General features: G+C 58.4%; 23 protein-coding genes and 1 pseudogene. 16 read left to right on the top strand and 8 right to left on the bottom strand.

The window, feature by feature from the left end; genetic code table 11:
• Positions 1 to 42: 42 nt before the first annotated feature.
• From PMI21_RS21995 to PMI21_RS28660, 3 genes are all read left to right on the top strand, one after another.
• Entirely contained in the window at positions 43 to 753 is a 711-nt protein-coding gene (locus PMI21_RS21995) for a GNAT family N-acetyltransferase (protein WP_007935319.1), read from the top strand.
• 318 nt (positions 754 to 1071) lie between these two features.
• Positions 1072 to 2709, top strand: a complete 1638-nt coding sequence (mqo, locus tag PMI21_RS22000) for a malate dehydrogenase (quinone) (protein ID WP_007935318.1) — start codon at positions 1072 to 1074, stop codon at positions 2707 to 2709.
• A 279-nt stretch (positions 2710 to 2988) separates the two neighbouring features.
• Positions 2989 to 3534 carry a L,D-transpeptidase family protein gene (locus tag PMI21_RS28660; protein ID WP_081499457.1) on the top strand — a complete coding sequence of 182 codons (546 nt, stop codon included), beginning with the start codon at positions 2989 to 2991 and terminating at the stop codon, positions 3532 to 3534.
• A 309-nt stretch (positions 3535 to 3843) separates the two neighbouring features.
• Here the strand turns inward: PMI21_RS28660 and PMI21_RS28655 are convergent, their stop codons facing one another.
• A complete protein-coding gene (locus tag PMI21_RS28655; RefSeq protein ID WP_007935311.1) occupies positions 3844 to 5067 on the bottom strand; it encodes a hypothetical protein in 1224 nt (407 codons plus the stop codon).
• 239 nt (positions 5068 to 5306) lie between these two features.
• Between PMI21_RS28655 and PMI21_RS28650 the strand changes: the two are divergent.
• Positions 5307 to 5417, top strand: a pseudogene (locus tag PMI21_RS28650) (tautomerase family protein); the annotation flags it as partial.
• A gap of 105 nt (positions 5418 to 5522) precedes the next feature.
• On the top strand, positions 5523 to 5852 hold the full coding sequence (locus PMI21_RS22005; RefSeq protein WP_007935309.1) for a DHCW motif cupin fold protein: 330 nt from the start codon (positions 5523 to 5525) through the stop codon (positions 5850 to 5852).
• A gap of 43 nt (positions 5853 to 5895) precedes the next feature.
• Here the strand turns inward: PMI21_RS22005 and lysA are convergent, their stop codons facing one another.
• The gene (gene lysA, locus PMI21_RS22010; RefSeq protein WP_007935307.1) at positions 5896 to 7134 is read right to left on the bottom strand and encodes a diaminopimelate decarboxylase; all 1239 of its coding nucleotides are present in this window, start codon (positions 7132 to 7134) and stop codon (positions 5896 to 5898) included.
• A 127-nt stretch (positions 7135 to 7261) separates the two neighbouring features.
• Between lysA and PMI21_RS0127950 the strand changes: the two genes are divergently transcribed.
• Positions 7262 to 8188, top strand: a complete 927-nt coding sequence (locus tag PMI21_RS0127950) for a LysR family transcriptional regulator (RefSeq protein WP_033063837.1) — start codon at positions 7262 to 7264, stop codon at positions 8186 to 8188.
• A 379-nt stretch (positions 8189 to 8567) separates the two neighbouring features.
• On the opposite strand, the gene PMI21_RS22015 is transcribed toward PMI21_RS0127950, so the two are convergent.
• On the bottom strand, positions 8568 to 8999 hold the full coding sequence (locus PMI21_RS22015; RefSeq protein WP_238541201.1) for a hypothetical protein: 432 nt from the start codon (positions 8997 to 8999) through the stop codon (positions 8568 to 8570).
• A gap of 225 nt (positions 9000 to 9224) precedes the next feature.
• Positions 9225 to 11465 (bottom strand): catalase/peroxidase HPI, encoded by a 2241-nt coding sequence (gene katG, locus PMI21_RS22020; RefSeq protein ID WP_007935300.1) that lies wholly within the window; start codon positions 11463 to 11465, stop codon positions 9225 to 9227.
• A gap of 360 nt (positions 11466 to 11825) precedes the next feature.
• On the opposite strand from katG, the gene PMI21_RS22025 reads away from it, so the two are divergent.
• Both PMI21_RS22025 and PMI21_RS0127945 read left to right on the top strand, forming a co-directional pair.
• Entirely contained in the window at positions 11826 to 12197 is a 372-nt protein-coding gene (locus tag PMI21_RS22025) for a hypothetical protein (RefSeq protein WP_007935298.1), read from the top strand.
• A 3-nt stretch (positions 12198 to 12200) separates the two neighbouring features.
• The gene (locus tag PMI21_RS0127945; RefSeq protein ID WP_033063836.1) at positions 12201 to 12383 is read left to right on the top strand and encodes a DUF1289 domain-containing protein; all 183 of its coding nucleotides are present in this window, start codon (positions 12201 to 12203) and stop codon (positions 12381 to 12383) included.
• Between the two features lie 25 nt (positions 12384 to 12408).
• On the opposite strand, the gene PMI21_RS22030 is transcribed toward PMI21_RS0127945, so the two are convergent.
• Positions 12409 to 13302: a LysR family transcriptional regulator gene (locus PMI21_RS22030; RefSeq protein WP_007935296.1), complete on the bottom strand. Its 894-nt coding sequence runs from the start codon at positions 13300 to 13302 to the stop codon at positions 12409 to 12411.
• Between the two features lie 128 nt (positions 13303 to 13430).
• Between PMI21_RS22030 and PMI21_RS22035 the strand changes: the two genes are divergently transcribed.
• The 3 genes from PMI21_RS22035 (at position 13431) to PMI21_RS22045 (ending at position 16866) form a co-directional block, all read left to right on the top strand.
• Positions 13431 to 14852, top strand: coding sequence for an MFS transporter (locus tag PMI21_RS22035; RefSeq protein ID WP_007935295.1), 1422 nt, complete (start codon positions 13431 to 13433; stop codon positions 14850 to 14852).
• Between the two features lie 84 nt (positions 14853 to 14936).
• Positions 14937 to 15911: a quinone oxidoreductase family protein gene (locus PMI21_RS22040; RefSeq protein WP_007935293.1), complete on the top strand. Its 975-nt coding sequence runs from the start codon at positions 14937 to 14939 to the stop codon at positions 15909 to 15911.
• 28 nt (positions 15912 to 15939) lie between these two features.
• On the top strand, positions 15940 to 16866 hold the full coding sequence (locus PMI21_RS22045) for a LysR family transcriptional regulator (protein ID WP_033063835.1): 927 nt from the start codon (positions 15940 to 15942) through the stop codon (positions 16864 to 16866).
• Positions 16867 to 17085: 219 nt separating this feature from the next.
• Here PMI21_RS22045 and PMI21_RS22050 read toward each other — a convergent pair whose 3' ends face one another.
• Positions 17086 to 18387, bottom strand: a complete 1302-nt coding sequence (locus PMI21_RS22050) for an MFS transporter (protein ID WP_007935288.1) — start codon at positions 18385 to 18387, stop codon at positions 17086 to 17088.
• 90 nt (positions 18388 to 18477) lie between these two features.
• Between PMI21_RS22050 and PMI21_RS22055 the strand changes: the two genes are divergently transcribed.
• The gene (locus PMI21_RS22055; RefSeq protein ID WP_007935286.1) at positions 18478 to 19527 is read left to right on the top strand and encodes an FAD:protein FMN transferase; all 1050 of its coding nucleotides are present in this window, start codon (positions 18478 to 18480) and stop codon (positions 19525 to 19527) included.
• Between the two features lie 208 nt (positions 19528 to 19735).
• Positions 19736 to 21130 (top strand): Si-specific NAD(P)(+) transhydrogenase, encoded by a 1395-nt coding sequence (gene sthA / locus PMI21_RS22060; protein ID WP_007935284.1) that lies wholly within the window; start codon positions 19736 to 19738, stop codon positions 21128 to 21130.
• Between the two features lie 42 nt (positions 21131 to 21172).
• Here sthA and PMI21_RS22065 read toward each other — a convergent pair whose 3' ends face one another.
• Together PMI21_RS22065 and PMI21_RS22070 are read right to left on the bottom strand one after the other, a co-directional pair.
• Positions 21173 to 21895, bottom strand: coding sequence for a glycerophosphodiester phosphodiesterase (locus tag PMI21_RS22065; RefSeq protein WP_007935282.1), 723 nt, complete (start codon positions 21893 to 21895; stop codon positions 21173 to 21175).
• Positions 21896 to 21908: 13 nt separating this feature from the next.
• Positions 21909 to 22490 (bottom strand): PilZ domain-containing protein, encoded by a 582-nt coding sequence (locus tag PMI21_RS22070; protein WP_007935281.1) that lies wholly within the window; start codon positions 22488 to 22490, stop codon positions 21909 to 21911.
• 94 nt (positions 22491 to 22584) lie between these two features.
• Between PMI21_RS22070 and PMI21_RS22075 the strand changes: the two genes are divergently transcribed.
• The 3 genes from PMI21_RS22075 (at position 22585) to PMI21_RS22085 (ending at position 25836) form a co-directional block, all read left to right on the top strand.
• On the top strand, positions 22585 to 23835 hold the full coding sequence (locus PMI21_RS22075; protein WP_007935280.1) for a lipoprotein-releasing ABC transporter permease subunit: 1251 nt from the start codon (positions 22585 to 22587) through the stop codon (positions 23833 to 23835).
• Positions 23836 to 23842: 7 nt separating this feature from the next.
• Positions 23843 to 24526 carry a lipoprotein-releasing ABC transporter ATP-binding protein LolD gene (gene lolD / locus PMI21_RS22080; protein WP_177318275.1) on the top strand — a complete coding sequence of 228 codons (684 nt, stop codon included), beginning with the start codon at positions 23843 to 23845 and terminating at the stop codon, positions 24524 to 24526.
• Between the two features lie 65 nt (positions 24527 to 24591).
• Positions 24592 to 25836 (top strand): lipoprotein-releasing ABC transporter permease subunit, encoded by a 1245-nt coding sequence (locus tag PMI21_RS22085; RefSeq protein WP_007935278.1) that lies wholly within the window; start codon positions 24592 to 24594, stop codon positions 25834 to 25836.
• Positions 25837 to 25870: the final 34 nt, after the last annotated feature.

The raw sequence follows: 25870 nt of genomic DNA, 5'->3' as shown, positions 1-25870 counted from the left end.
GGGCTGATGTTCAGTAAGCCTTGATCCGGAGTCAGAAACGCAATGCCCCAGCTCACCCACTTTGCCACTCCATGCCCGGAGCTCATCAACAGCCAGATTCTGCAGATGGTCGTCGACAACCTGACCGACATCAGCATGGTAGGCATCGCGCCGAGCAACCCGTTGTACAACGTTTATCAATACACGGTGGGCTATGAAGTTCATTTGTACCTGGAAGCGCTCGGCGGCACCAAAGGCATTGCGGTCGAATTGATCGTCGCCACCGACGACGAAGACCCTGAGAAGGTCATCGGCTTTTTGCTGTACCTGCCGGTCAAGGACGATCCCGAGGCCTGCGGCGTGGCGTACATGGCAGTGCAGGCCAGTCACCGGCGACAGGGCGTCGCGCGGGCGATGCTGCAAGACATGCTCAGCCGCTACCCGCATGCCGAGTTGACATGCACCGTCGCCAAGGTGCCCTGGTTCGAGTCGATGGGCTTTCAAGTGCTGGGCGTGCGTGGTACTCAGGTGCTGATGAACACCCGGGATCACGGCACTGAAGGCCTGATGGGCCTGTTGGATGTCACCTCGATCTACAGTTCTTTGGAGGTGCGGCAGATACATACGTATCTGCTGCACAAACACGGCAAGCGGGCAATGATCGATGCAGAGAAGCAGCGTGACCGGCATCTGGACCAAATGACGCGCAACGCCAAGGCGTTTGTGCTGGATCGTTTGAGCAAAAACGCCGAGCGCGGGCTTCGTCCCGTCTAGACTGTTGAGTCCTTTCGGGCGCGCAGGCTGGCCGAGGCGTGATATTCTGTCGCATTAACTTGGTTTGACTTATTCGGTTCGTACGTCCACAGACGTGCGACAGAATCAATGTCGCTCAAGTAGCTGAGCCAATAATGATAAGAAGTCAGTGCACGAGGGACATATAACTGAGGTCGATGGAGTCACGTCGGCCTTGTGTGCCCACCTTCAAATCTTTCTGAATGCAGAAACCCTCGGCACGCTGCCTGCGTATCCGTACACCTGGGTTGCTGCTGATCGAGGATTGGAGGCGGATGGCGTTTATCATAGGTGCTACAGATGTTTAAGAAACTGAACACGGCCCTGCTGGGGCTGGCTTTGTCGATGGGGATCACGTCCGCTTACGCGGAGGCAAAGAAAGTTGATGTGCTGCTCATTGGCGGCGGCATCATGAGTGCAACGCTGGGTGTATGGCTCAATGAGCTGGAACCCGACTTGTCGATGGAAATGGTCGAGCGCCTCGACGGCGTCGCCCTGGAAAGCTCCAACGGCTGGAACAACGCCGGTACCGGCCACTCCGCCCTGGCCGAGCTGAATTACACCCCGGAAGACGACAAGGGCAACGTCCAGATCGCGAAAGCCGTTGAAATCAACGAAGCCTTCCAGATCTCCCGTCAGTTCTGGGCCTGGCAGGTTCAGCAAGGCGTGCTGAAGAACCCGCGTTCGTTCATCAACTCCACTCCGCACATGAGCTTTGTGTGGGGCGATGACAACATCAAGTTCCTGAAGAAGCGCTACGAAGCCCTGCAAGCAAGCCCGCTGTTCGCCGGCATGCAGTACTCCGAAGACCCGGCTGTGATCAAGAAGTGGGTTCCGCTGATGATGGAAGGGCGTGACCCGAACCAGAAAGTCGCGGCCACCTGGAGCCCGCTCGGTAACGACATGAACTTTGGCGAGATCACCCGCCAGTTCGTTGCGCACCTGCAAACCACACCGAAATTCGACTTGAAGTTGTCTAGCGAAGTGCAAGACATCACCAAGAACGCAGACGGCAGCTGGCGCGTCAGCTACAAAAACCTGAAAGACGGCACCAAAACCGAAACCGACGCCAAGTTCGTGTTCATCGGCGCGGGTGGCGGTGCACTGCACCTGCTGCAGAAGTCCGGCATTCCTGAAGCCCAGGAATACGCAGGCTTCCCGGTTGGTGGTTCGTTCCTGGTCACCGATAACCCGGCCATCGCCGAACAACACCTGGCCAAGGCCTACGGCAAAGCCTCCGTTGGCGCACCGCCAATGTCGGTTCCGCACCTGGACACCCGTATTCTGGACGGCAAGCGCGTCATCCTGTTTGGCCCATTCGCGACCTTCAGCACCAAGTTCCTCAAAGAAGGATCGTACCTGGACCTGCTGACCACCACTACCACACACAACGTGTGGCCAATGACCAAGGTCGGCATCAAGGAATACCCGCTGGTCGAGTACCTCGCAGGCCAACTGATGCTGTCTGACGAAGACCGCCTCAATGCCCTGAAAGAATACTTCCCGAACGCCAAAGCCGAAGACTGGCGCCTGTGGCAAGCCGGCCAGCGCGTGCAAATCATCAAGCGTGATGAAGCCGCCGGTGGCGTGCTGAAGTTGGGTACCGAAATCGTTGCTTCCGCTGACGGCACCATCGCTGGTCTGCTGGGCGCATCGCCAGGCGCATCGACTGCCGCACCGATCATGCTGACCGTGCTGCAGAAAGTGTTCAAGGACAAGGTTGCCACCCCTGCCTGGCAGGAAAAGCTGCACCAGATTGTGCCTAGCTATGGCACTCAGCTGAACAACAGCCCTGAGAAGGTTGCGCAGGAGTGGGCTTACACCGCCAAGGTGCTGGAGCTGACTCCGCCGCCGGTGATTGGTCAGGCAGCTCCTGCTGCTCCGGCTGAGAAGCCTAAGGCGCAGAAAGAGAATGCTGCGGCGGATATGGCTCTGTAACTAAAGGCCTAATCGAAAGCCCACTGAACCGGTGACGGTCAGTGGGCTTTTTTGTGGGGAGTGGTTTTGCAAGGGGCAGCTTCATCTCGGCCGACATGACTGCTTTCGGGCCATATACGGTCATTCAGTTTAATGTGCCTTGCACCGCCGATTTTGGCTTTGTAGGATCCCGCCAGCGTGCACCATCAGTTGATGGTTCTCACGGGCAGAAAATCGGGGTGGGAGTTGAGAGCGCCGCAATCTGGACTGACTGTGGCTTTTTCCTTGAAAGGATTTTACATGATCAAGCGCTTAACTATTGTTGGCAGTTTTTTACTCATAGCGGTATTAGGATATACGCAAATTATGGCTCGTTTTGGTGGAGGTCCTGCTCCAACCACGGAGTTTGATCAGCCAAAAAAACATGCTGATCTTATAACCGTCAATAAGCAAGAAAGGCGCATGTTATTGTGGCGAGAGGGAGTGGTATTGGCTGAATATCGAATAGCTCTCGGAGCTGCCGCGGATGACGGCGCAAAGCAACGGGAGGGGGATGAGAAAACGCCAGAGGGACGTTATTTCATCGACTGGCGCAATCCAAAATCAATGGCGTACCTTAGCTTGCACATCTCATATCCGAACCCAGCGGACGAAGCATCAGCTCGTCATAATGGATATGCGCCAGGCGGTAATATTATGATTCATGGTCTACCCAACGGATGGGCATGGCTTCAACCGTTTCATCATCTATGGGACTGGACGGATGGTTGCATTGCTGTAACTAACAGCGATATGCGAAAAATCTGGACATTGGTGTCTGACGGAACGCCAATTGAAATCAGATAGGACGAAGGTCAGCGTAATTTTTTCTGGTGTTGCCCAAGCCTATCCCCGGAACTGGGAGTGGGGTGCGTCCTGGGGAAAAATATCCGTTTCTGGCTACTGAACAGGGCTGCAGTCGGTGGCCAAGCGGTATGAAGTCACCGACGCAGCCTGGGAATTGGTTGCGGACTTTTGAGTTGGCTGTGGAGTTTTTTGTTGCTCTTCCGTCCATTCGTCTATTGTTATTTCTTACTCTGCCTCTACCTTGTTTTTAGGTTGATAGAGCCCTGGGGCGGCTGTATGTCCGGTACGTAAGTCGGCATTGCCAGTCGCTCACCGTAACTTTGCCTTTTCCCTCCTCAAACATTCATCCATTGCTCTTTCTTGCACTGCCGATACCTTGTTTTGAGGTTGATAGAGTCCCGGCGCAGTTGTATATCCGGTACGTGAAGAACCATTGCCAGTTGCTCCCTGTAGCTTTACTTTTTCCGCCTTCAAACATTCATCCATTGCTCTTTCTTGCTCTGCCGCTACATCGATTTGAGGTCCGCTGGTGCCATAACTTGGCACGTCGTTTTTAACGGTGCCATCCTTCAAGGGCTCCGATGAGCTAGCAATGCCGCTTGAACTGCTATCGTCTATTTTAGTTTCAGCCGCAGTCTGGATTGAATTCTGACTGGCAGGGTTTTCACTCGATGTAACGGTGTTTGCGGTGGGTGTATCACTGGCGGTGTTAGATTCCAGAGGGGGAGTGGCGGGAGCGGAGGCGGTGTCTACTCTAACTTTTGATTTATTTTTCTTCGCCAATTTATTTTTTTGCATTTTCTTAGCTATTGAAGAAGCAGAGTTTAGTTCTTTTTTATTCTTGTTGATGAGGTTGTCAATCGGAACATAGCTAGTAATTTGGTTGGGTTTTCTTTTGATGTTTGAATTATAAAATTTCACTTGCTTCTGTGTTAGCTGGATATCAGCAATAGGCGATAACCGAATGAGATCAACAATCGCCTCGCGAGCAATAGCATATGTAAGTTGATCAAAACTGTAGAAAAAACTATTACTGGATTCTGGGGAGGCAGGGGGAAGCGCCATTACTTCAATGGTGCTGTCATGCTTGGAGAGTATTTTTCCTGCCACTAAATCTTTGTATGTGTAAACAACATTGCACTTTGATCGAATGCCATCCCAAGCGTTGCTTATAGATACTGAAGATATTTCTGCGCTTATTTCAATGCGGCCGCTGTAATGTCCAAATTCGATAAAGCGATGGCTGTTATGGATTTCTTTCTGGGTCGCATCCTTGATAGCATTTCCCCAATTTGAAATTTGTAACTCACCTGAAAAGTTATTGTCTATATCTATATTTTCTTTGGTTTTTATTTCTGCGGGAAGCACAATAACATCTACATTGTATGCAAGGTCATAATAGTCAATATCAGGAACAATGCTCTTGTTTCTTTCGCTTGAGATTTCTGAGTAATTTCTTATGTCGGCACAACTCGTAACCCCGAAAAAGCTAAAAGCTAGCACGAGTAAGGCAGTTGTTTTTTTTATCGACATGTTACCCTCCCATAATTGTTGATTAAGGGTTTGTTTTGTCGTTTACGCATAACAGTGATTAGACCGAATTCGGCGGTAACGAAATAATAGAAGTCTCTGGATAACTCTGCGCGACCAATTCCGATTTTTTTAAAAGTCTATATAAATCATAGGACTATGTTTCACGCCCACCCCCTCAGCTGTAATCGCGCGACTTCTGTTTTTTGACGCCAATATCTTGTTGGATCAGGTTGATCCGCTTGGTCGAGAAACTGGGCCGAGCACCGGGCATCGACTCTGAGGACGTCATGGTGGTGATTACCACGACCGCGGCAGATGAGTGGTCGTTTGGTGGTGGGCGGGGCAATTAGTTTTTGCTCTCAAGCCTGTATTCCGTAAATGCGCGCTATCTGTGTCTATCGGCAGCATGCCCCGATTGATAGGGTCCGTATTCACTTCAAGTTGATGAGGCAATAATGGACCTTACCGCCATCCCCTTTGGGACTACCGATTGGTCGAAGATCGAACCGGTCGAGCACGCCGGCCAGACGGGCACGGCCTATTGGCGGACCTGCCAGTTCGGTTCGACGCGTGTGCGGATGGTTGAATACAGCCCCGGATATCTGGCCGATCACTGGTGCTGGAGAGGTCATATCCTGTTGTGCCTGGAAGGCGAGTTGCACACAGAACTGGAAGATGGCCGCCAGTTCACGCTGACTGCCGGAATGAGCTATCAGGTGGGCAACGATGCCGAGGGGCACCGCTCGTTTACCACCAGCGGTGCGAAGTTGTTCATTGTGGATTGATGTGTCGGCTTACGTCCGCTAACGGTCATGCAATGTATGGCTTTTAAAGCCCCAACTCCAAGGCCAGCAAATCCGACAATGGCTGCGGGCGTCGAATCAATTTAGCTTGCCCTTGCTCGATCAACACTTCCGGCAACAGTGGCCGGCTGTTGTAGTTGGATGACATAGAAGCACCGTACGCGCCGGCATCGTGCATGACCAGCAAGTCGCCAACCTGCGCTTCAGGTAGCAAGCGCGGAGTGACGCCCTGTTCATCCTGCGTGAAAATATCACCGGATTCGCACAAGGGACCGCCCACTACACAGAGGTGCTCCGGACGACTGACCGGGACACCCTGGGAGTCCAGCAAGGTCATGTGGTGATAGGCGCCATAGAGGGCTGGCCGCATCAAGTCATTGAAGCCGGCATTCACCAGGACGAAGTTTCGACTGCCTACTTTTTTTACCGCACGGACTTCGGTGACCAAATAGCCTGACTCGGCTACCAGGAATCGGCCTGGCTCGATCTCCATCCGTACCGGGTGAGCGAGCAAAGCCTCGATGTCCTGTTTGACCTGGCACCATGCGTTCGCATAACGCTGGATATCCACCGGCTCATCCCCCACACGATAAGGTGTGGAAAGCCCCCCGCCGATGGAGAATGCTTCGATATCGTGGTCGAGTGCCCTCACGGCCGAGAGCATTGCGCAGCCCACTTGCTCAAGGTGTGCGTAATCCACACCGGAACCGATATGCATGTGCAATCCCACCAGCTTCAGCCCGAATTGCCGAATCACGCTGAGCGCTTCTTGAACCTGCTCATGCCAGATTCCGTGCTTGCTGTTTTCACCACCGGTATTGGTCTTGCGGCTGTGGCCGTGGCCGAACCCAGGATTGATCCGCAGCCAGACGCGATGGCCCGCAGACTGTTGGCCCAATTGACGGAGCATATCAATCGAGCCGGTATTGACCTCAATGTTCAGTTCGACGACACGTCGCAATGTCGCTTCATCGAACAGATCACAGGTCAGAACAATACCCGCCGGGTCACCGGCAGGGCTGTATCCAGCGAGCAGCGCCCGCTCGATTTCGCCCAGTGATACGGCATCGATCCGTACGCCTTGTTCGCGGATCAACCGGAGAATATGCAGGTTCGAGCAGGCTTTTTGCGCATATCGAATGACATCGAAGCCCTGCAGTTGGTCGATGCGTGACCTGATGGTCTGGGCGTCATAACACCAGAACGGGGTGCCGTGCTGTCTTGCAGTCTCGGCTAATTGCAGGAAAACGGAATGATTGCGCATGGAGGTATTCAATCTGAAGTAAAGAGAGAAGCCATCATGTCGACCATTCGGCATTCAATAAAATATCTATTCTTTGCAGGTCGATTCAGTTTTGATATGGGTCTTGATCAACTGGCGGAGGCCAGATGTGGGCATTTCCATACGGCATATCGAAGTCTTCCGCGCCATCATGCAGGCAGGGAGCGTCACCGGCGCAGCGCGTTTACTATTTACTTCCCAACCCACGATCAGCCGAGAACTGGCGCGGCTTGAAAGTATCTCTGGCCTTCGGCTGTTTGATCGAGAGGGAGGGAGACTGGTACCGACGGCTCAGGCCATTATGCTGCTCGAAGAGGTAGAACATTCCTACATTGGGTTGGAACGAATCAACAGCGTTGCACAATCGATCCGTCGCTTCGAACATGGCCAACTGAGCGTTGCCTGCCTTCCGATGTTGTCCCAGACCCTATTGCCCAAGGCCTGTAAGCACTTTCAGCAACGGCATGTCGGCATAGGCTTGAGCATTGCTGCACAGGAATCCCCCTTACTGGAAGAGTCACTCAGCGCCCAGCGTTACGACCTCGGATTGACCGAGGGTGAGCATGTACCTCGAGGCACCCAAGGGGAATTGCTCTTTTGTGCCGACATGGTCTGCATACTTCCAGAGAGTCACCCTTTGCTGTCCAGGTCACTCCTCGTAATGGAGGACTTTCGCGGTGTCGATTTCATCAACTTTTCGGGTCTGGATATCTATCGTCAGACGGTCGATGAGCACTTTCGCCGGGCCGGAGTCGATCGGCATACCGTCGTCGAAACAACCAACGCCACATCGGTCTGTGCCATGGTCAGGCAACAGTTGGGGGTAGCGATTATCAACCCTTTGACTGCCGTGGAGGAGTCAGGCCGAGGATTGGCCATTCGGCCGATCAACGTGTCTATTCCCTATCGCGTCATGTTGATCAGGCCTGATTATCGACCGTCCTCTATCTTCGTCGACGCCTTCTGCAGCTCGTTGAAGGATGAGGCGTTGTGTCTCACCGATACACTCGACAAGAGATTAGAGAGCGCCAATTAAGGAGTCGTAGCTACAAAAGATCAAAAGATCAAAAGATCGTTCGAACGCGGCCCGAGCCTTCGGCAACTCCTACAGGGCCGGGAATCTCGGATCTGATCCGTATTTTTCCGGGCTATCTGCATCTGTAATGGGATCAGCCTGCGGCTCACAATGGCAGCACGGTCAGCATTAACGCCAACCGCTGCACCGCAAACTCATAGCGTAGGAGGCCCCATGGGCAAGATGGCAATTTTCCTGGGTGGATTTCTGGTGTTGACCATTTTGATTGGTGCGCTTGCCACGATCTCTCCCGTTTAGTCTCGTCCTGCGATCAGCAAAAAGCACAACGCCTCCGCACAGGGAGGCGTTGATTTTCTTCGGATAAGCTGATGGGACTGCTTCAACGAATATGCTTGGAATAGGCCGCCTTAAGTGCCTCGGATACAAGGGCAATCAGTATCGGGGTCGAGCTGGACTGCATGTCTCTGCCGATTTCAGTTCGCCGCTCCAGCACTTTGCCTGCGTATTTGGAGGCCTGGCCTTCAGAAGCGAGTGATGACAGCTCTTCTTCAGTAAAAGACTTCTCATAAGCCGCAGCAAGATTTTGATTCCATTTCGGCTGGTACTGCGGAAGTAGCGCGTTAATTTCGCTCGATACGGCACTGTGTGCTTTTTCACTCCCTAACTTTTCAATGAGCATCGCAAAGGTTTGTGTTTTCTTTGCCGCCAACAGTGCAAGTGTTGGCAGGTTGTCACCCACATGGGTTTGAGCAACAAAAGTGAGCGCTGTCTTATGCGCAAGTACTTCAGCAGTGACAGTGGTGGACAACACGATGGGCGCTACGAACGCGACCGCGATACACAAAGACCTCATCAATGATCTGGCTCCTTCGGTTCGCCGCGTCGGTGATGCGCTACTGAGAACCCTAGTTGGGAAATACCTATATCGCTAGTGATTCGGTTCCACTGGGTTTGAACCTGGGGGCCCAAGCAATAAAAAGCCCACTGAACCAGTAACGGCCAGTGGGCTTTTTTCACGCTGGATTGAGCGCTTGCATCACTTCAGATCAAACCGATCCAGATTCATCACCTTGACCCAGGCTGCCACGAAGTCTTTCACAAACTTGTCCTTCGCGTTGTTGCAGGCATAGACCTCAGCCAGCGCCCTCAGCTGTGCATTCGAGCCAAACACCAGATCAACACGCGTCCCCGTCCATTTGAGGTCGCCGGTTTTGCGGTCGCGTCCTTCGAACTCTTCATTGGCCTCCGACACGGGTTTCCATTCCACGCCCATGTCGAGCAGGTTTTTGAAGAAGTCGTTGGTCAACGCTCCCGGCTGCTTCGTGAACACGCCGTGTTGGGTTTGGCCGACGTTGGTGTTCAGCACGCGCAGGCCACCAATGAGCACGGTCATTTCCGGCGCGGTAAGGGTCAGCAGTTGCGCCTTGTCGATCAGCAGTGCCTCGGCCGGTACGCGATAGCGGGTTTTGAGGTAGTTGCGGAAGCCATCGGCGGCGGGTTCGAGGTAGCCGAAGGATTCAACGTCCGTTTGCTCTTGCGAGGCGTCCATGCGTCCCGGTGTGAAAGGCACCGTGATGGTCTGGCCGGCATTTTTTGCCGCTTGTTCGACGCCGGCACAACCGGCCAGCACGATCAGGTCGGCCAGGGAGATTTTCTTGCCGCCGGTTTGCGCGCTGTTGAACTCATTCTGGATGCTTTCGAGTTTCGCCAACACGCTCGCCAGTTGCTCAGGCTGGTTGGCCTGCCAGGATTTTTGCGGAGCCAGACGCAGGCGTCCGCCGTTGGCGCCGCCACGTTTGTCGGAGCCGCGGAAGGTGGAGGCCGCTGCCCAGGCGGTTGACACCAGTTGCGAGACGGTCAGGCCGCTGGACTGGAGTTTGCCTTTGAGCGCGGCGATGTCGCTGTCGTTGACCAGGGCATGGTCGACCGCCGGGATCGGGTCTTGCCACAGGAGTACTTCGTTGGGTATTTCCGGGCCGAGGTAGCGGGAGAGGGGACCCATGTCACGGTGGATCAGCTTGAACCAGGCGCGGGCGAAGGCGTCGGCCAACTGGTCCGGATTGGCGAGGAAGCGCCGCGAAATCGGTTCATAGATCGGGTCGAATCGCAGCGACAGGTCCGTGGTCAGCATGGTCGGATTACGCCGCTTGGACGGGTCGTGAGCATCCGGAATGATGCCCGCGCCGGCACCGCCTTTCGCCGTCCACTGGTTGGCGCCCGCCGGGCTCTTGGTCAGTTCCCACTCGAAGCCGAACAGGTTTTCCAGGTAGTTGTTGCTCCACTTCGTGGGCGTGGTGGTCCAAGTGACTTCCAGGCCGCTGGTGATGGTGTCACCACCTTTACCGCTGCCGAAGGTGCTCTTCCAGCCCAGGCCCTGTTGTTCGAGGCCAGCGGCTTCGGGTTCGGCGCCGACGTTGTCGGCAGGGCCGGCACCGTGGGTTTTACCGAAGGCGTGGCCGCCGGCGATCAGCGCCACGGTTTCTTCGTCATTCATCGCCATGCGCCCGAAGGTTTCGCGGATGTCTATTGCCGCAGCGACTGGGTCCGGGTTGCCTTCCGGGCCTTCGGGGTTGACGTAGATCAGGCCCATTTGCACTGCGGCGAGCGGGTTCTCCAGATTGCGTTCGCCGGGTGCTTGCGTGGCTTCTTTGTCTTTGCCGTAACGGACGTCACCGCCCAGCCACGTGCTTTCGGTGCCCCAGTAGACGTCTTCATCCGGTTCCCAGACGTCTGGCCGGCCGCCGGAAAAACCAAAGGTCTTGAAGCCCATGGACTCCAGCGCGACGTTGCCGGTGAGGACGATCAGGTCGGCCCAGGAGATGTTGTCCCCATACTTTTGCTTGATCGGCCAAAGCAGCCGGCGCGCCTTGTCGAGGCTGACGTTGTCCGGCCAACTGTTGAGCGGTGCGAAGCGCTGCTGACCGGAGCCGGCACCGCCACGACCGTCACCGACGCGGTATGTGCCGGCGGCGTGCCAGGCCATGCGAATAAACAGTGGGCCATAGTGACCGAAGTCCCCAGGCCACCAGTCTTGCGAATCAGTCATCAGTGCATGCAGGTCTTGCTTGACCGCCGCAAAGTCCAGTTTTTTGAACGCTTTGGCGTAGTTGAAGCCCCCGTCCATGGGGTCGGACAGGGGCGAGTGCTGGTGCAGGATCTTCAGATTCAGTTGGTTCGGCCACCAATCGCGGTTCGTCGTGCCACCGCCAGCGGCGGCGTGTTTGAACGGGCATTTCGATTCATTTGCCATGTATGCGCTACCTTTGGTCGTGTTCATCCGGCTATCCGGCCCGGGGTTGGGCACGCAATAGCGACGAGCGGAATCAATGACATAGGCTGTAGCCGTGCGATCAATTGATCGTCGTGGTCACACGGGAAATCCGGATAGCGGCAATCGAGTTGCCAGCACGGTGGCCCACGGCAAGCCTAGTACGCTTTCTGACTCATTCGTATCTCTTCTCAGGTCTCAACCGGCCGGCTTACGCCAGCGCTCCAGTAAGGGTAGACGTCTATAAAGCAGTCAGCTAATAGGGGGAGTATTGGTGGGTGATAGGCAGAGTCTTTTGCCCGCGAAGACGTGCTACTGACCACTGTATGATGTGTCCTTTCCGTTGCCAGCCACCCAAGGACCCACCCGATGTCTTTAAGCAAACGCGATCAGGCACACATCGAACGTCGCCTGGTCGCCACCCTGACCGAGGCGTGTGAAATGGCCAAGGCGGAAATAGTCGGGTTTTGCTGGTTGACCCACGAAATCGATTACGACGCCTTTCCATCCAGCCTGCGGGTGATCTGGGTCTTCGATACGCAGGCCCATAAGGATCAGGCGCTGGCGAGCGGGCAGGGCGAGCGCATGGTCGAACTGACGGCCGTAGCATTAAATGAAGCGGACGTTCTCGTCAGCCCGGTCGCGGCCCATGTGCAGTTTGATTCTGAAGAACAATGTCAGCGCGCCAATGCCGGTAACTGGCAACAACGCCTGGCGCCCAAGCGCTCGACGCGGGGTTGAAACGTGGCCAAGGATATCGAAAATCCGTGCATTGCCGTTTGCCAGCTGAGCGGTGAGCTGTGTGTCAGTTGTGGCCGCACCAAGGACGACATCAGAAAATGGAAACGCATGAAGCGTCCGGAAAAAATGGCGGCGGCGCAACGCGCGAGTGTGCGGTTGAAGGGGTTTCAGAAAAAGAAGGTTTGAGGTGGATTAAATAAGTTTGCGTCCCCTAGGGCTGCGCACAAACCTCTCGAACACAATCACGCAGCCACCGGTGCGCCGAGTCGGCATCCATCCGTGGATGCCAGAGCATCGAAATGGTGATCGGCGGCAGCTCGAATGGCAGCTCGAAACTGTGCAGGCCGGTGCGCAAGTTTCGGGTGTGTCGGGCGGGCACGGTGGCGATCAGGTCCGAGGCGCGAGCCAGTGCCAGGGCGGCTGAGAAACCGCCGACGACGGTGACGATTTCCCGCTGCAGTCCCAGCGCTTCCAACGCTTCATCCATCGGCCCCTTATCGAGCCCGCGCCGTGAAACCAGGATGTGCCGACCAGCGGCGTAACGGGAGGCGCTGACCTCGCCTAGGCTCAGCGAATGCCCCGTCCGAACGACGCCCACGAAACGATCCTCGAACAATGCTCGGGTGCGCACTTCCGGACTGGTCGTGCCGCCGACCACACCGGTTTCCAGATCGACGGAACCGTCGCGAAGCGCGGCGCTGTCCTTGCTCAGTTTCTGCACAAAGTGCAAGCGCACACCAGGTGCTAGCTCGCTGGCGCGGGCAATCAGCGCCGGGCCGAAGTTTTCGACGAAACCGTCACTGGTGCGCAGCGTGAACGTGCGCACCAGGTGCTTGAGATCGAGTTGTTCGGCGGGGCGCAAAACTGCTTCGGCGTCTTGCACCAATCGACTGACGTGCTCGCGCAGTTCCAGTGCTCGGGGCGTCGGCACCAGGCCGCGTCCGGCCCGGACCAGCAGCGGGTCGCCCGTCGTTTCGCGCAACCGCGCCAGCGCCCGGCTCATGGCCGACGGGCTCAGCCGCAGTCGTTGGGCGGCGCGGGCGACGCTGCCTTCGGCGAGCAGCACGTCCAGGGTAATCAGCAGATTGAGGTCGGGAGTGGTCATGCCGCAACGTTAGCACGGTGCGGGTCTGACGTGGCGTCAAATGCATCTATCAAGTGCAAATGCTGCGCCTTCCGCCTTGTCACGCACGGGCATACGCTGCTGATCTAACTTTCAGACGTGGCCAGGCAATGAAATCCATCACTCAATCAGGTTCGGTGCGCTGGGCACTTGCCAGCCTTTCGCTGTCGATGTTGATGCCTTCACTCGACACCAGCATCGCCAATGCGGGACTGCCGACGTTGGCCGAGATGTTCGATGCTTCCTTCCAACACGTGCAGTGGATTGTTCTGGCGTATCTGCTGGCGATCACCACACTGATCGTCAGCGTCGGACGGCTCGGCGACATGATCGGTCGTCGGCGCTTGCTGCTGGCGGGCATCGCCATTTTTACCCTGTCATCGCTGGCCTGCGGTGTCGCGCCGTCGCTTGGGTGGCTGGTCGGCGCCCGGGCGGTGCAGGGGCTTGGGGCGGCGATCATGCTGGCGCTGACCGTGGCGTTTGTCGGTGAAACGGTACCGAAAGCGCAGACCGGCAGCGCCATGGGATTGCTCGGAACGATGTCGGCGATTGGCACTACGCTGGGGCCGTCGCTCGGTGGGATGTTGATTGCTGGCGTTGGCTGGCAGGCGATTTTTCTGATCAACATACCGCTGGGTGTGCTGAATCTCTGGCTTGCGTATCGCTATTTGCCGGCGGATGCTCAGCGGGCGAAAGCGGGGCGGGTGGGGTTCGACAAGGCCGGCACGTTGCTGCTGGCACTAACGCTTGCAGCGTATGCGCTGGCCATGACGATCGGGCACGGTGATTTTGGTCCACTCAATATCGCGCTGCTGCTGACGGCTGTTTTCGGCGTTGGGCTTTTCATCTTCGTTGAGGTCACGGTTACATCGCCATTGATCAAATTGGCGCTGTTCCGCCAACCGGGATTGAGCGCCAGCCTGGCCATGAGCGTGCTCGTATCGACGGTGATGATGGCGACGCTGGTGGTCGGGCCGTTTTATCTCTCGGGTGCGCTTGGCCTCGGCACGGCACTTGTCGGTTTCGCCTTGTCGGTCGGTCCGTTGGTGGCTGCATTGACCGGCGTGCCGGCCGGTCGCCTGGTGGACCGTTTTGGCACTCGGCGCATGACCCGTCTCGGGCTCGCGGCAATGGCGCTCGGCGCGGCTGCTTTATCGATGATGCCTGCGGGGTTCGGTCTCCCCGGTTACCTCGCGCCCATCGCGGTGATCACGGCCAGCTACGCGTTGTTTCAGGCAGCCAACAATACCGCGATCATGACCGACATCCACCCGGACCAGCGCGGCGTGATTGCCGGCATGCTCAGCCTGTCACGCAATCTCGGCCTGATCACCGGAGCCTCGGTGATGGGCGCTGTGTTTGCGCTTGCCTCGGCGACGACAGACATCACCAGCGCGTCTCCCGCAGCCATCGCCAGCGGCATGCGGATAACGTTTGCCGTCGCGGTGGCGCTGATCATCCTGGCCCTTGCTGTGACCCTGTTGCCGAGGGTTTCGGACTGCTGCATTGTGTGCAGTAATGAACTGCAATAAGGCTATATTGTTCGCTATAAATCGAATGCCGATACTCCCTGCACATCGCGCAGACGGGCTGCGCTGAAATGAAGGAGTCAGGCAATGGTTTCAGTCGTTCGTATCGCACACACCGGCGCACCTGAGGTGATGAACATCGAGCAGGTGGCGGCGCGTGAGCCGGGGCCGGGTGAAGTCTGGCTGGAGCAAGAGGCGATTGGCGTCAACTTCCTTGATGTGACTCAGCGCAACGGCGCCGTACCGCTGCCATTGCCGTCGGGGCTGGGGCTTGAAGGGGCGGGCCGGGTTGCCGCCATCGGCGCCGGAGTGAGCAACGTCAAAGTGGGTGATCGGGTGGCGTACGCCACGGGGCCTGTTGGCGCCTACGCCAGTGCGCGGCTGTATCCGGCCGAGCGGCTGGTGCCGATTCCCGACGCGTTGACGGCTGAAGAGGCCGCCGCTGTGTTGTTCAAAGGCATTACCGCGCAGTACCTGCTCAAGACGACTTATCCGGTCGGCCCCGGCACCGTTGTGGTTCTGTATGGCGTAGCGGGCGGCCTCGGGCAGATCATGGCGACGTGGGCCAAACACCTGGGGGCTTTTGTCATCGGCGTTGTGTCCCGGGCCGAGAGTATCGAGACAGCCAAGGCGCTGGGCTGCGATGCGGTGCTGGTGTTCAACGCCCAGACACTGGCTGCGGATGTCACGAAGATCACCGACGGCAAGAAAGCCGATGTGGTCTACGATCCCATCGGGCGCGTGTCGTTCGAAGCGTCGCTCGACTGCCTGCGACCGCGTGGGCTGATGGTGTCTTTCGGCGCATCCTCCGGGGCGCCGACGGCGGTTGAACTGGCCACGCTCAATGCCAAGGGCTCGTTGTTCCTGACCCGTCCTTCACTGGGCGCGCACACCGCGGACATCGCTGAATACCGGCAACGGGCCGATGATGTACTGGCCGCGGTCGAGGCGGGCATAATCAAGCCCGGCATCTGGGGCCGCTATGCATTGGCTGATGTGGCCAAGGCCCATGCCGATCTGCAAGGTGGCCAATCTCGCGGAGCGATTGTCCTCAAACCCTGATCGCCGCTATCTGAAAGAAGAGTGTTTCGTGAACCCATTGGACAGCCGCCACATCGATGAAATTGCCGCGCTGCTTGCGGTTGCTTCGGCGCATTCATTCGTGGCTGCCGGGCGCCTGCTGCAACGTCATCCGACGGTGATTTCAAAGCGGCTGGCGGCCATGGAAAAACGCTTGGGTGTGCGGCTGATGGAGCGCACGACACGACAGGTGCGGTTGACCGATGCTGGCAACCGCCTCGTCGAGCGTCTGCGTTCTGCCACGGGGTTGATCATCGAGGCGGAACAGGAGGCATCACTGGGTGCTGCGCAGGTGCGCGGCGTTTTGCGCCTGGCTTTTCCCGCCGCGATGGGGCGCCTGTGGCTGGCGCCGATGTTGCCGGAATTTCTGGCGGCTCATCCGCTGGTCTCCGTCGAGGTGGATTACAGCGATCGTGTCGTCGACATCATTGCTGAAGGATTCGACGCGGCGATTCGTATTGGCGAATTGAACGACAACCGCCTGGTGGCGAAGAAGCTCAGCGATCATCGCCGCATCCTCTGCGCTTCACCTGCTTATATAGAACAGCACGGTTTACCGACCAATCCGAAACAACTGACCGATCATAACTGCCTGGGCTTTACCGGCCTGGCGGCGTTCCCTGAATGGCGCTTGTCGAAGGGCGATCGACACGAGAAGGTCATCACACGGGGAACCTTGACCTCGAACGACGGCGAAGCGTTGCTCGCTGCAGCCAAGGCCGGCGTCGGTATCCTGGGCGCCGGCGAGTGGCTGATGAGCCGGGAGATTGCCAACGGTCAGTTGGTGCGCGTTCTGCCGGAGTGGGATCTGGATGCCCAGGGCGGGATTTATCTGGTGCGAGCGTCCGCTGCCTTCACGCCGGCAACGCTCACGGCTTTCAAGGAATGGCTGGAGACCAGATTCGCAGAGGGGCCGCCTTGGCTGCATGCCGTGTGACGGCCCTCGACATAGTTAAGCCATTTCAGCCGCGACGCATTCCTCGTAGCAGCTGCCGAAGGCTGCGTTCGGCTGCGAAGCAGTCGTGAGTCCGGCCAATGCGATCTGCCTGACGTACTGCAATTTCTGATTTTACGACTGCTTCGTCCGAACGCGGCCCGAGGCGAACGCAGCCTTCGGCAGCTGCTACAGATTGCATTACGGCTTCTTGTGTATCTGTTACTGAGCGCCGCCGATAACAGCCGCTTGCGCCGTGCGCAACGCATGCCGATTGCCACGGAACAACACCAGTGTCGCGATCAACCCCAGCACCGCCGCGCCACTGAGCCAGATCCCCGGCGCTGCCTTGTTGTCCAGCACATGGATCAGGTACGTACAGGCCGCCGGGGTGAAACCACCGAACGTTGCGGTCGCCAGGCTGTAGGCCAGGGAGAAACCGGTCGTACGCACTTCTACCGGCATGATCTCGGTCAGGGCCACCACCATGGCGCCGTTGTACGAGCCATACAGGAACGACAACCACAACTCGACAATCAGCAAATGGCTGAAGCTGGGGTTCGCCACCAGCCACGACAGCGCCGGGTAAGCCGTGAGGATTGCCAGAATTGTCGCGCCCAGCAGCAGGGGTTTGCGTCCGATCTTGTCGGAAAGCGCGCCCATCACCGGCAGCCAGAAGAAGTTCGACAGGCCGATGCACACCGTCACCAGCAACGCCTCCAGATCCGACAGATGCAGCTCGGCTTTGCCGAAGGTCGGGGTGTAGGCGGTGATCAGGTAGAACGACACCGTGGTCATCACCACCAGCGCCATGCCGGCGAGGACGATGCCGAAGTTCTGACCGATCGAGCGGACGATGTCCCGCAGGGTAGGGCGGTGCTTACGCGCCTGGAATTCCGGGGTTTCTTCCAGCGAGCGGCGGATCACGAAGATTACCGGCACGATCATGCAACCGATCAGGAACGGCACACGCCAGCCCCAATCACCCATTTCTTCGGGGCTGAGCCAGTGGTTCAAACCCACGCCGAGCAGGCCGGCGAATACCACCGCGGCTTGCTGGCTGGCGGACTGCCAACTGACGAAGAAGCCTTTGCGGCCCGGTGTGGAGATTTCGGCGAGGTACACCGACACACCGCCCAGTTCCACGCCCGCCGAGAAGCCTTGCAGCAGGCGACCGAACAATACGATCAGCGGCGCCGCGACGCCCAGCGTCGCGTAACCCGGCACGCAGGCAATCAGCACTGTGCCGGCGGCCATCAACGCCAGCGTGATGATCAGGCCTTTGCGGCGGCCGTGGCGGTCGATGTAGGCACCGAGGAAAATTGCCCCCAGCGGACGCATCAGGAAACCGGCCCCGAAAGTGGCCAGAGACAGCATCAGGGAAGCAAACGCGCTATCGGCGGGAAAGAAGGTTTTGGCAATGGCCGTGGCGTAAAAGCCGTAGACCATGAAGTCGAACATTTCGAGAAAGTTACCGCTGACAACGCGAAAGATCGCTTTGCCTTTGCTCGTGCTGGAAGACATTTGTAGATACTCACTCTGGTCAATCTTGTTTGAAAGCGCTGCACCTGTGGGAGGGAGCAGGCCTCGCTCCCATGCGCTCTGGAGCCCATAATGGCGGGCGCGGTTTTGAGGGGAGATGAAGATTTGTTAACTGGACGGTGGGGTGGACTTGTGGTGCTGGCCGGCGTTTTGTCCGGTTGCGGCAACGGCGACAGCCTGGAGCGCTTCGACGGCCCGACCATGGGCAGTCGTTATTCCATTCAATACGTAAGGCATGCCTCCACGCCCGGGCCGAAAGCGGTGCAGGCCGAAGTGGAAAATATCCTCGCCGAAGTGGATCGACAATTTTCGACCTATCGCAGCGACTCGGACACCGAACGCTTCAACGCACTGCCGGCCGGTCGCTGTCAGGTAATGCCTGGCCCGGTGCTCGAATTGGTCCGCGTCGGCGAGCAATTGTCTTCGCAAAGCGAAGGCTCCTACGACCTGACGGTGGAGCCGCTGCTCAACCTCTGGGGATTTGGCCCGCAGGCGCGTGAGGAAAAAGTCCCGAGTGCCGAAGCGCTGGCCGAGGTGCAGCAGCGCGTCGGCCACAGCCACTTGCGCATCGATGGCGACCAGTTGTGCAAGGATGCCGCGGTCGAGGTCGACTTCAACAGCATCGCTGCCGGTTACGCGGTCGACACGATTGCCGCAAAACTCGAAGCGCTGGGCATCCACGACTACCTCGCTGAAGCCACCGGCGAACTCAAGGCGGTCGGCAAAAAACTCGACGGCACACCGTGGCGCATCGCCCTGGAAGAACCCCGCGATGACCAACAAGTGGCCAAGCGCATCATCGCCGTCGACGGCTACGGCGTGTCCACCTCCGGTGACTACCGTAACTATTTCGAGCAGGATGGTCGGCGCTATTCCCACACCTTCGATGCCCGCACCGGTGCGCCGGTCCTACACGCCCTGGCGTCAGTCACGGTGATTCATCCTTCAGCGTTGATGGCCGATGGCTTATCGACGCTGTTGCTGATTCTTGGTCCTGAACGGGGCTGGGACTATGCCCAGACGCATGACATTGCTGCATTCTTTGTGATTCGTGCCGATACAGGTTTTGTCACACGCACCAATCAGGCTTTTGAGCGCCTGGCCGGTGAGAAAACCGAGTGATTGCGCCAGCAAAAGCATTTTTCGGTGGCTTTGTAGTGCAGGCAAAACTAGCCTACGACGCGACCAAGGGTTAATGTGCGCGGCGTTGACGCTTCTATAGACTGTGTCCGGGTTCTGCACTGGCCCCAAATTGTTCCTTCACGCCGCCGAATCGGCGTGATTTAGCCGCAGGTGCCGAGGGCGCCGCGGCCTGTTCTGAGGAGTACGCATGGCTGTCTACAACTACGATGTGGTGGTGTTGGGTTCCGGCCCGGCGGGAGAAGGCGCGGCAATGAACGCCGCCAAGGCAGGGCGCAAGGTGGCGATGGTCGATAGCCGTCGCCAGGTCGGCGGCAACTGCACCCACCTGGGCACCATCCCGTCCAAGGCCTTGCGTCACTCGGTCCGGCAGATCATGCAGTTCAACACCAACCCGATGTTCCGGGCCATTGGTGAGCCGCGCTGGTTCTCGTTCCCGGACGTGTTGAAAAGCGCTGAAAAAGTCATCTCCAAACAAGTCGCCTCGCGCACCGGCTACTACGCCCGTAACCGCGTCGACGTGTTCTTCGGCACCGGCAGCTTCGCCGACGAGCAAACCATCGAAGTCGTCTGCGCCAACGGCGTGGTTGAAAAACTGGTGGCCAAGCACATCATCATCGCCACCGGCTCGCGTCCTTATCGCCCGGCGGACATCGATTTCCATCACCCGCGTATCTACGATAGCGACACCATCCTCAGCCTCGGCCACACCCCGCGTAAACTCATCGTTTACGGCGCCGGCGTGATCGGTTGCGAATACGCCTCGATCTTCAGTGGTCTGGGTGTATTGGTTGAACTGGTGGACAACCGTGGTCAGTTGCTGAGCTTCCTCGACTCGGAAATTTCCCAGGCCCTGAGCTACCACTTCAGCAACAACAACATCACGGTTCGCCACAACGAAGACTACGACCGCGTCGAAGGCGTGGACAACGGCGTGATCCTGCACCTCAAGTCCGGCAAGAAGATCAAGGCCGACGCCTTGCTCTGGTGCAACGGCCGTACCGGCAACACCGATCAGCTGGGTCTGGAAAACATCGGCGTGAAGGTCAACAGCCGTGGCCAGATCGAAGTCGACGAGAACTACCGTACCTGCGTGCCGAACATTTATGGCGCCGGTGACGTGATCGGCTGGCCGAGCCTGGCCAGTGCCGCCCACGACCAGGGCCGTTCGGCCGCTGGCAGCATCGTCGACAACGGCAGCTGGCGCTTCGTCAACGACGTGCCGACCGGCATCTACACCATTCCGGAGATCAGCTCGATCGGCAAGAACGAGCAAGAGCTGACTCAGGCCAAGGTGCCGTATGAAGTGGGCAAGGCATTCTTCAAGAGCATGGCGCGTGCGCAGATCGCCGGCGAGCCGCAAGGCATGCTGAAGATCCTGTTCCACCGCGAAACGCTGGAAGTGCTGGGCGTTCACTGCTTCGGTTATCAGGCGTCGGAGATCGTGCACATCGGTCAGGCGATCATGAACCAGCCGGGCGAGCAGAACACCCTGAAGTACTTCGTCAACACGACGTTCAACTACCCGACCATGGCCGAAGCCTATCGGGTAGCGGCGTACGATGGCCTCAACCGGCTTTTTTGAGCGGCTCCGGCCGGTGGCCTGAGCCGGCCGGGGAGACCGATTTCAGCAATTCTCGAGCGTGGCAGTGGCCAAACCGGGAAAGTCTGTAATCAGGCTGTCAACGCCGAAGTCGGCGAGCCTGCGCATCAGCGCGGGCTCGTTGACTGTCCACACCGACACATGCAGCCCCTGACGCTGCGCCTTCTGCAGGCGTTCCGGCGTACACAGGGTCCAGTTCAGCGCCAGCATCTCACAGCCATAGTTTTGCGCGACCTTCAACGGGTCGAGCCAGGCGTACTCGGCCACCAGTCCGCGAGACACGTCCGGCACCAGGTCCAGCGCGGCTTTCAACACTTCGCGCGAACTCGACGTAATCGTGACCTTGTCCCGCATGCCGAAACGCTGGGCCATTTCGCGAATCGCCAGCACGGTGGTTGCGGCACGGGTGCGTGAAGCGCTTTTGACTTCCAGCTGCCAGTGCTCGAAATCGCATTGCTCGAACAATTCTTCCAGCGTCGGGATCGGGCAAGGTTTGATCCAGCCCGGGCCGCCCTTGCGCGCGTCGTAGGTCACCAGCTCCGCAGCCGTGTGTTCGACCACTTTGCCGCGGCGGTCGGTGGTGCGTTTGAGGGTCGGGTCGTGGATCACCATCAACTCGCCGTCCATGGACAGGTGCAGGTCCAGTTCGCAGCGGCGCACGCCGTGCTTGAGGCATTGCTGAAAGCTGGTCAGGGTGTTTTCCGGTGCTTCGCCTTTGGCGCCGCGATGGCCGTAGATGAGAGTCACGGTTCTTCCTTAATTAATGGCCGGTTTCGTTTTGTTCGCGCGCCAGGCGTCGTTCTTGTGCCTGTCGCTGCAAGATGTAGCGGGCCAGCAGTTGTCGCTGGGCATCGGACAGGTATTCGAACTCGGTGCCGACGTCGTAGCCGTCGCCCTTGCGGTCGCAATGGGTGACGCGGGCCCGCAGCAACAGGCCGAGGGCTTGTGGCATCAGCACTAGCTTCACCGACAGGTGCGCGCCGACGGCAATGGGCGTCGGATGCTGAAAGTCGATGCCGCCTTCGGAGATGATCACCGGCTGCGGTTCGCCGATCTGTCCGAGCACGGTCAGGGCGACCACCTGGCTCAGCAGATCGATGCGTTTGTTCTGTGATTTCAGGAACGCGGCGATGGTCCGGTCGCGTTCGCTGATCTGGCGCAACAGGTGTTGCGACTCGAATTCGCTCAGGTGCAGTTCGCTGAGCAGGTTGAATAGCGGGGAAGCATCCTGCAACACTTCCTGGCCTGCTGCTTCGGGAGCAGACAGGGGCCGAATTTCCAGTGCGATCGTGTCCTCGATACGGTAGTATTCGCGGCGATCTTCTTCATCTAATGTCGACATGGCGAACCCATGGTAGCGGCGGTGGTCTGAGTGTAAAGCTGGTTATCGACCCCCGCCACAAGGACGTTCCTTTTCCCTCCGAACAAGCCCCGACATGTTCAGACCTCTCTTCGTATTTATCGGCACGCGTTATACCCGTGCAAAACGTCGCAATCATTTTGTGTCATTCATTTCCCTGACCTCGATGATCGGACTCGCCCTCGGCGTGGTCGTGATGATCGTCGTGCTGTCGGTGATGAACGGCTTCGATCATGAGATGCGCACCCGTGTGCTGGGCATGGTGCCCCACGCAACCATCGAGTCCGGCGAGCCGATCAGCGACTGGCAAAGCCTGGCCGCCAAGGTCAAGCAGAACCCGCAGGTGGCGGCGGTTGCGCCCTTCGTCCAGATGCAGGGCTTGCTGACCAACAACGGCAAGGTGTCCAAGGTGCTGCTCAATGCCATCGACCCTGTGCAGGAACGGCAGGTGTCGATCATTGATAACTTCATGCAGCAGGGCAAACTCGACGACCTGGCGCCGGGCAGTTTCGGCATCGTCATCGGCGACAAGGCGGCAGCCAAGCTCGGCGCGGCGGTCGGCGACAAGCTGACGTTTGTCGCGCCGGAAGTCACCGTGACCCCGGCCGGGATGTTCCCGCGCATGAAACGCTTTACCGTGGTCGGCATCTTCCATGTCGGCGCCGGCGAGCTGGACGGCTATCTGGGCCTGACCAATCTGCAGGATCTGGCCAGGTTGCACCGTTGGCAACCGGATCAGGTCCAGGGCTTGCGACTGAAGTTCGACGACCTGTTCCAGGCGCCGCGCACCGCGTGGACCATCGCCCAGCAGCTCGGCGAAGACCGTTACTACGCCCGCGACTGGACCCGCACCCACGGCAATCTGTATCAAGCGATCCGCATGGAAAAAGCCATGATCGGCCTGCTGTTGCTGCTGATCGTCGCCGTTGCTGCGTTCAACATCATTTCCACGCTGGTGATGGTGGTGAACGACAAGAAGGGCGACATCGCGATCCTGCGTACCTTGGGCGCCACGCCGGGTTCGATCATGGCGACGTTCATGGTCCAGGGCACGGTCATTGGTGTGGTCGGTACGCTGATCGGCGCCGTGGTGGGGATTTTCGCCGCGCTGAACGTCAGCGCCGCGATCTCGGCCCTCGAAGGGCTGATCGGCCACAAGTTCTTGAACGCCGACGTGTATTTCATCGATTACCTGCCGTCGCAAGTGCAGAGCCAGGACGTGTTGATGGTCTGCGCCGCCGCGTTGGTCCTGAGTTTCCTCGCCACCCTGTATCCAGCCTGGCGTGCCGCGCGCACCCAGCCTGCGGAGGCGCTACGTTATGAGTGAGTCGGGCATGAGTGATAAAGCAATCTTGAGCTGCCGCAACCTGGGCAAATCCTATGTGGAAGGCCCGGAGTCGGTAGAGGTTCTGGCCGGTCTGCAACTGGAACTGCATCCGGGTGAGCGGGTGGCGATCGTCGGCACATCGGGTTCGGGCAAAAGTACCTTGCTCAACCTGCTGGGCGGCCTCGATACGCCGACCAAGGGCAGCGTCTGGCTGGCCGGTGAAGAGCTCTCGGCATTGAACGAAAAGGCCCGTGGCCTGTTGCGCAACCGGTCGCTGGGTTTCGTTTACCAGTTCCACCACTTGCTGCCTGAGTTCACCGCGCTGGAAAACGTCTGCATGCCGCTGCTGATTGGCAAAACCGCGATCCCGGAAGCGCGTCAGCGTGCGACGGCGTTGCTGGAGCGGGTAGGGCTGGGCCATCGTCTGGAGCACAAACCGGCGGAATTGTCCGGTGGCGAACGCCAGCGTGTGGCCATCGCCCGCGCCCTGGTGAACAAGCCAGGCCTGGTGATGCTCGACGAGCCGACCGGCAACCTCGACTCTCACACCGCCCAGGGCATTCAGGATTTGATGCTGGAACTCAGCACCTCGATGCGCACGGCGTTCCTGGTGGTGACCCATGACATGAACCTGGCTCGCCAGATGGATCGCGTCCTGCATTTGCAGGAAGGTTACCTGACCACCATCTGATTGGCTGAAACCCGGCGCACTGAACAGTGCGTCGGGTCTTTTATTTTTATACGGTGCCCCAGCGAATGTTCAGACCGTTATCGATCTTTATCGGCACGCGCTATACCCGCGCCAAGCGCCGCAATCGCTTTGTTTCCTTCATCTCGATGACCTCGATGATCGGCCTCGCCCTGGGCGTGCTGGCGATGATCGTGGTGCTGTCGGTGATGAACGGCTTCCAGCGCGAAATGAGCTCGCGCATCCTCGGCATGGTGCCCCACGCGACCATCGTCGGCGTGAACCCTATCGACGATTGGCAGCCGGTGGCCGCTGCGGCGATGAAGAATCCTGAAGTCACCGCCGCCGTGCCATTTACCGAGATGGAAGGCATGCTGTCCTACAAGGGCACTATGCAGCCGATCCAGGTCAGCGGGGTCGACCCGGCGCTGGAAGGCAAGGTGTCGATCGTTGCCAAGCACATTGTTCAAGGCCGTCTCGACGCCTTGAAACCGGGCGAGTTCGGCGTGGTGATCGGCGAGATCACCGCGCGGCGCTTTCGCTTGAACGTCGGCGACAAGATCACCCTGATCGTGCCGGAAGTCAGCACTGCACCGGGCGGCATCACCCCGCGCATGCAGCGGTTGAACGTGGTGGGCGTGTTCAAGGTCGGTGCCGAGCTGGATGGTTCGATGGCGCTGATCCACATGGCCGATGCCGCGCAGATGCAGCACTGGCAACCGAATCAGGTGCAGAGCGTGCGCCTGGCGGTGAAGGATCTGTACGCCGCACCGCAAGTGTCGAGCGACATTGCGACCGGTCTGGGCAACGCCTACAAGGCTGACGACTGGACCCACACCCAGGGCAGTCTGTTCAGCGCAATGAAGATGGAAAAAACCATGATCGGCCTGCTGTTGCTGATGATCGTCGCGGTGGCGGCGTTCAACATCATCGCCACCCTGATCATGGTGGTGAACGACAAGGGCGCGGACATCGCGATCCTGCGTACCATCGGCGCCACACCTCGGCAGATCATGGCGATCTTCATGGTGCAGGGCACGGTGATCGGGATTGTCGGCACCTTGATCGGCGGTGTGCTGGGCGTGATCGCGGCGTTGAACGTCAGTGAACTGGTGGGCTGGATGGAACGGGTCAGCGGGCAGCACATCTTCAGTTCCGATGTGTATTTCGTCAGCAACTTGCCGTCCGAATTGCAGGGCGCGGATGTGTTGTTGATCTGTTCCGCCGGTTTCATCATGAGCTTTCTGGCGACGGTGTATCCAGCATGGCGGGCGGCGAAAGTCGAGCCGGCTACTGCGTTGCGGTATTCGTAGCCTGGTAGATCGCAAAGGGGCCAGTCCTGCTGGC

This window comes from Pseudomonas sp. GM18, from assembly GCF_000282195.1.
In the GTDB taxonomy this organism is placed as follows: Bacteria; Pseudomonadota; Gammaproteobacteria; order Pseudomonadales; family Pseudomonadaceae; genus Aquipseudomonas.
Note: the sequence above shows the minus strand (reverse complement) of the source record. Positions and strands in the feature narration are given on the sequence as shown.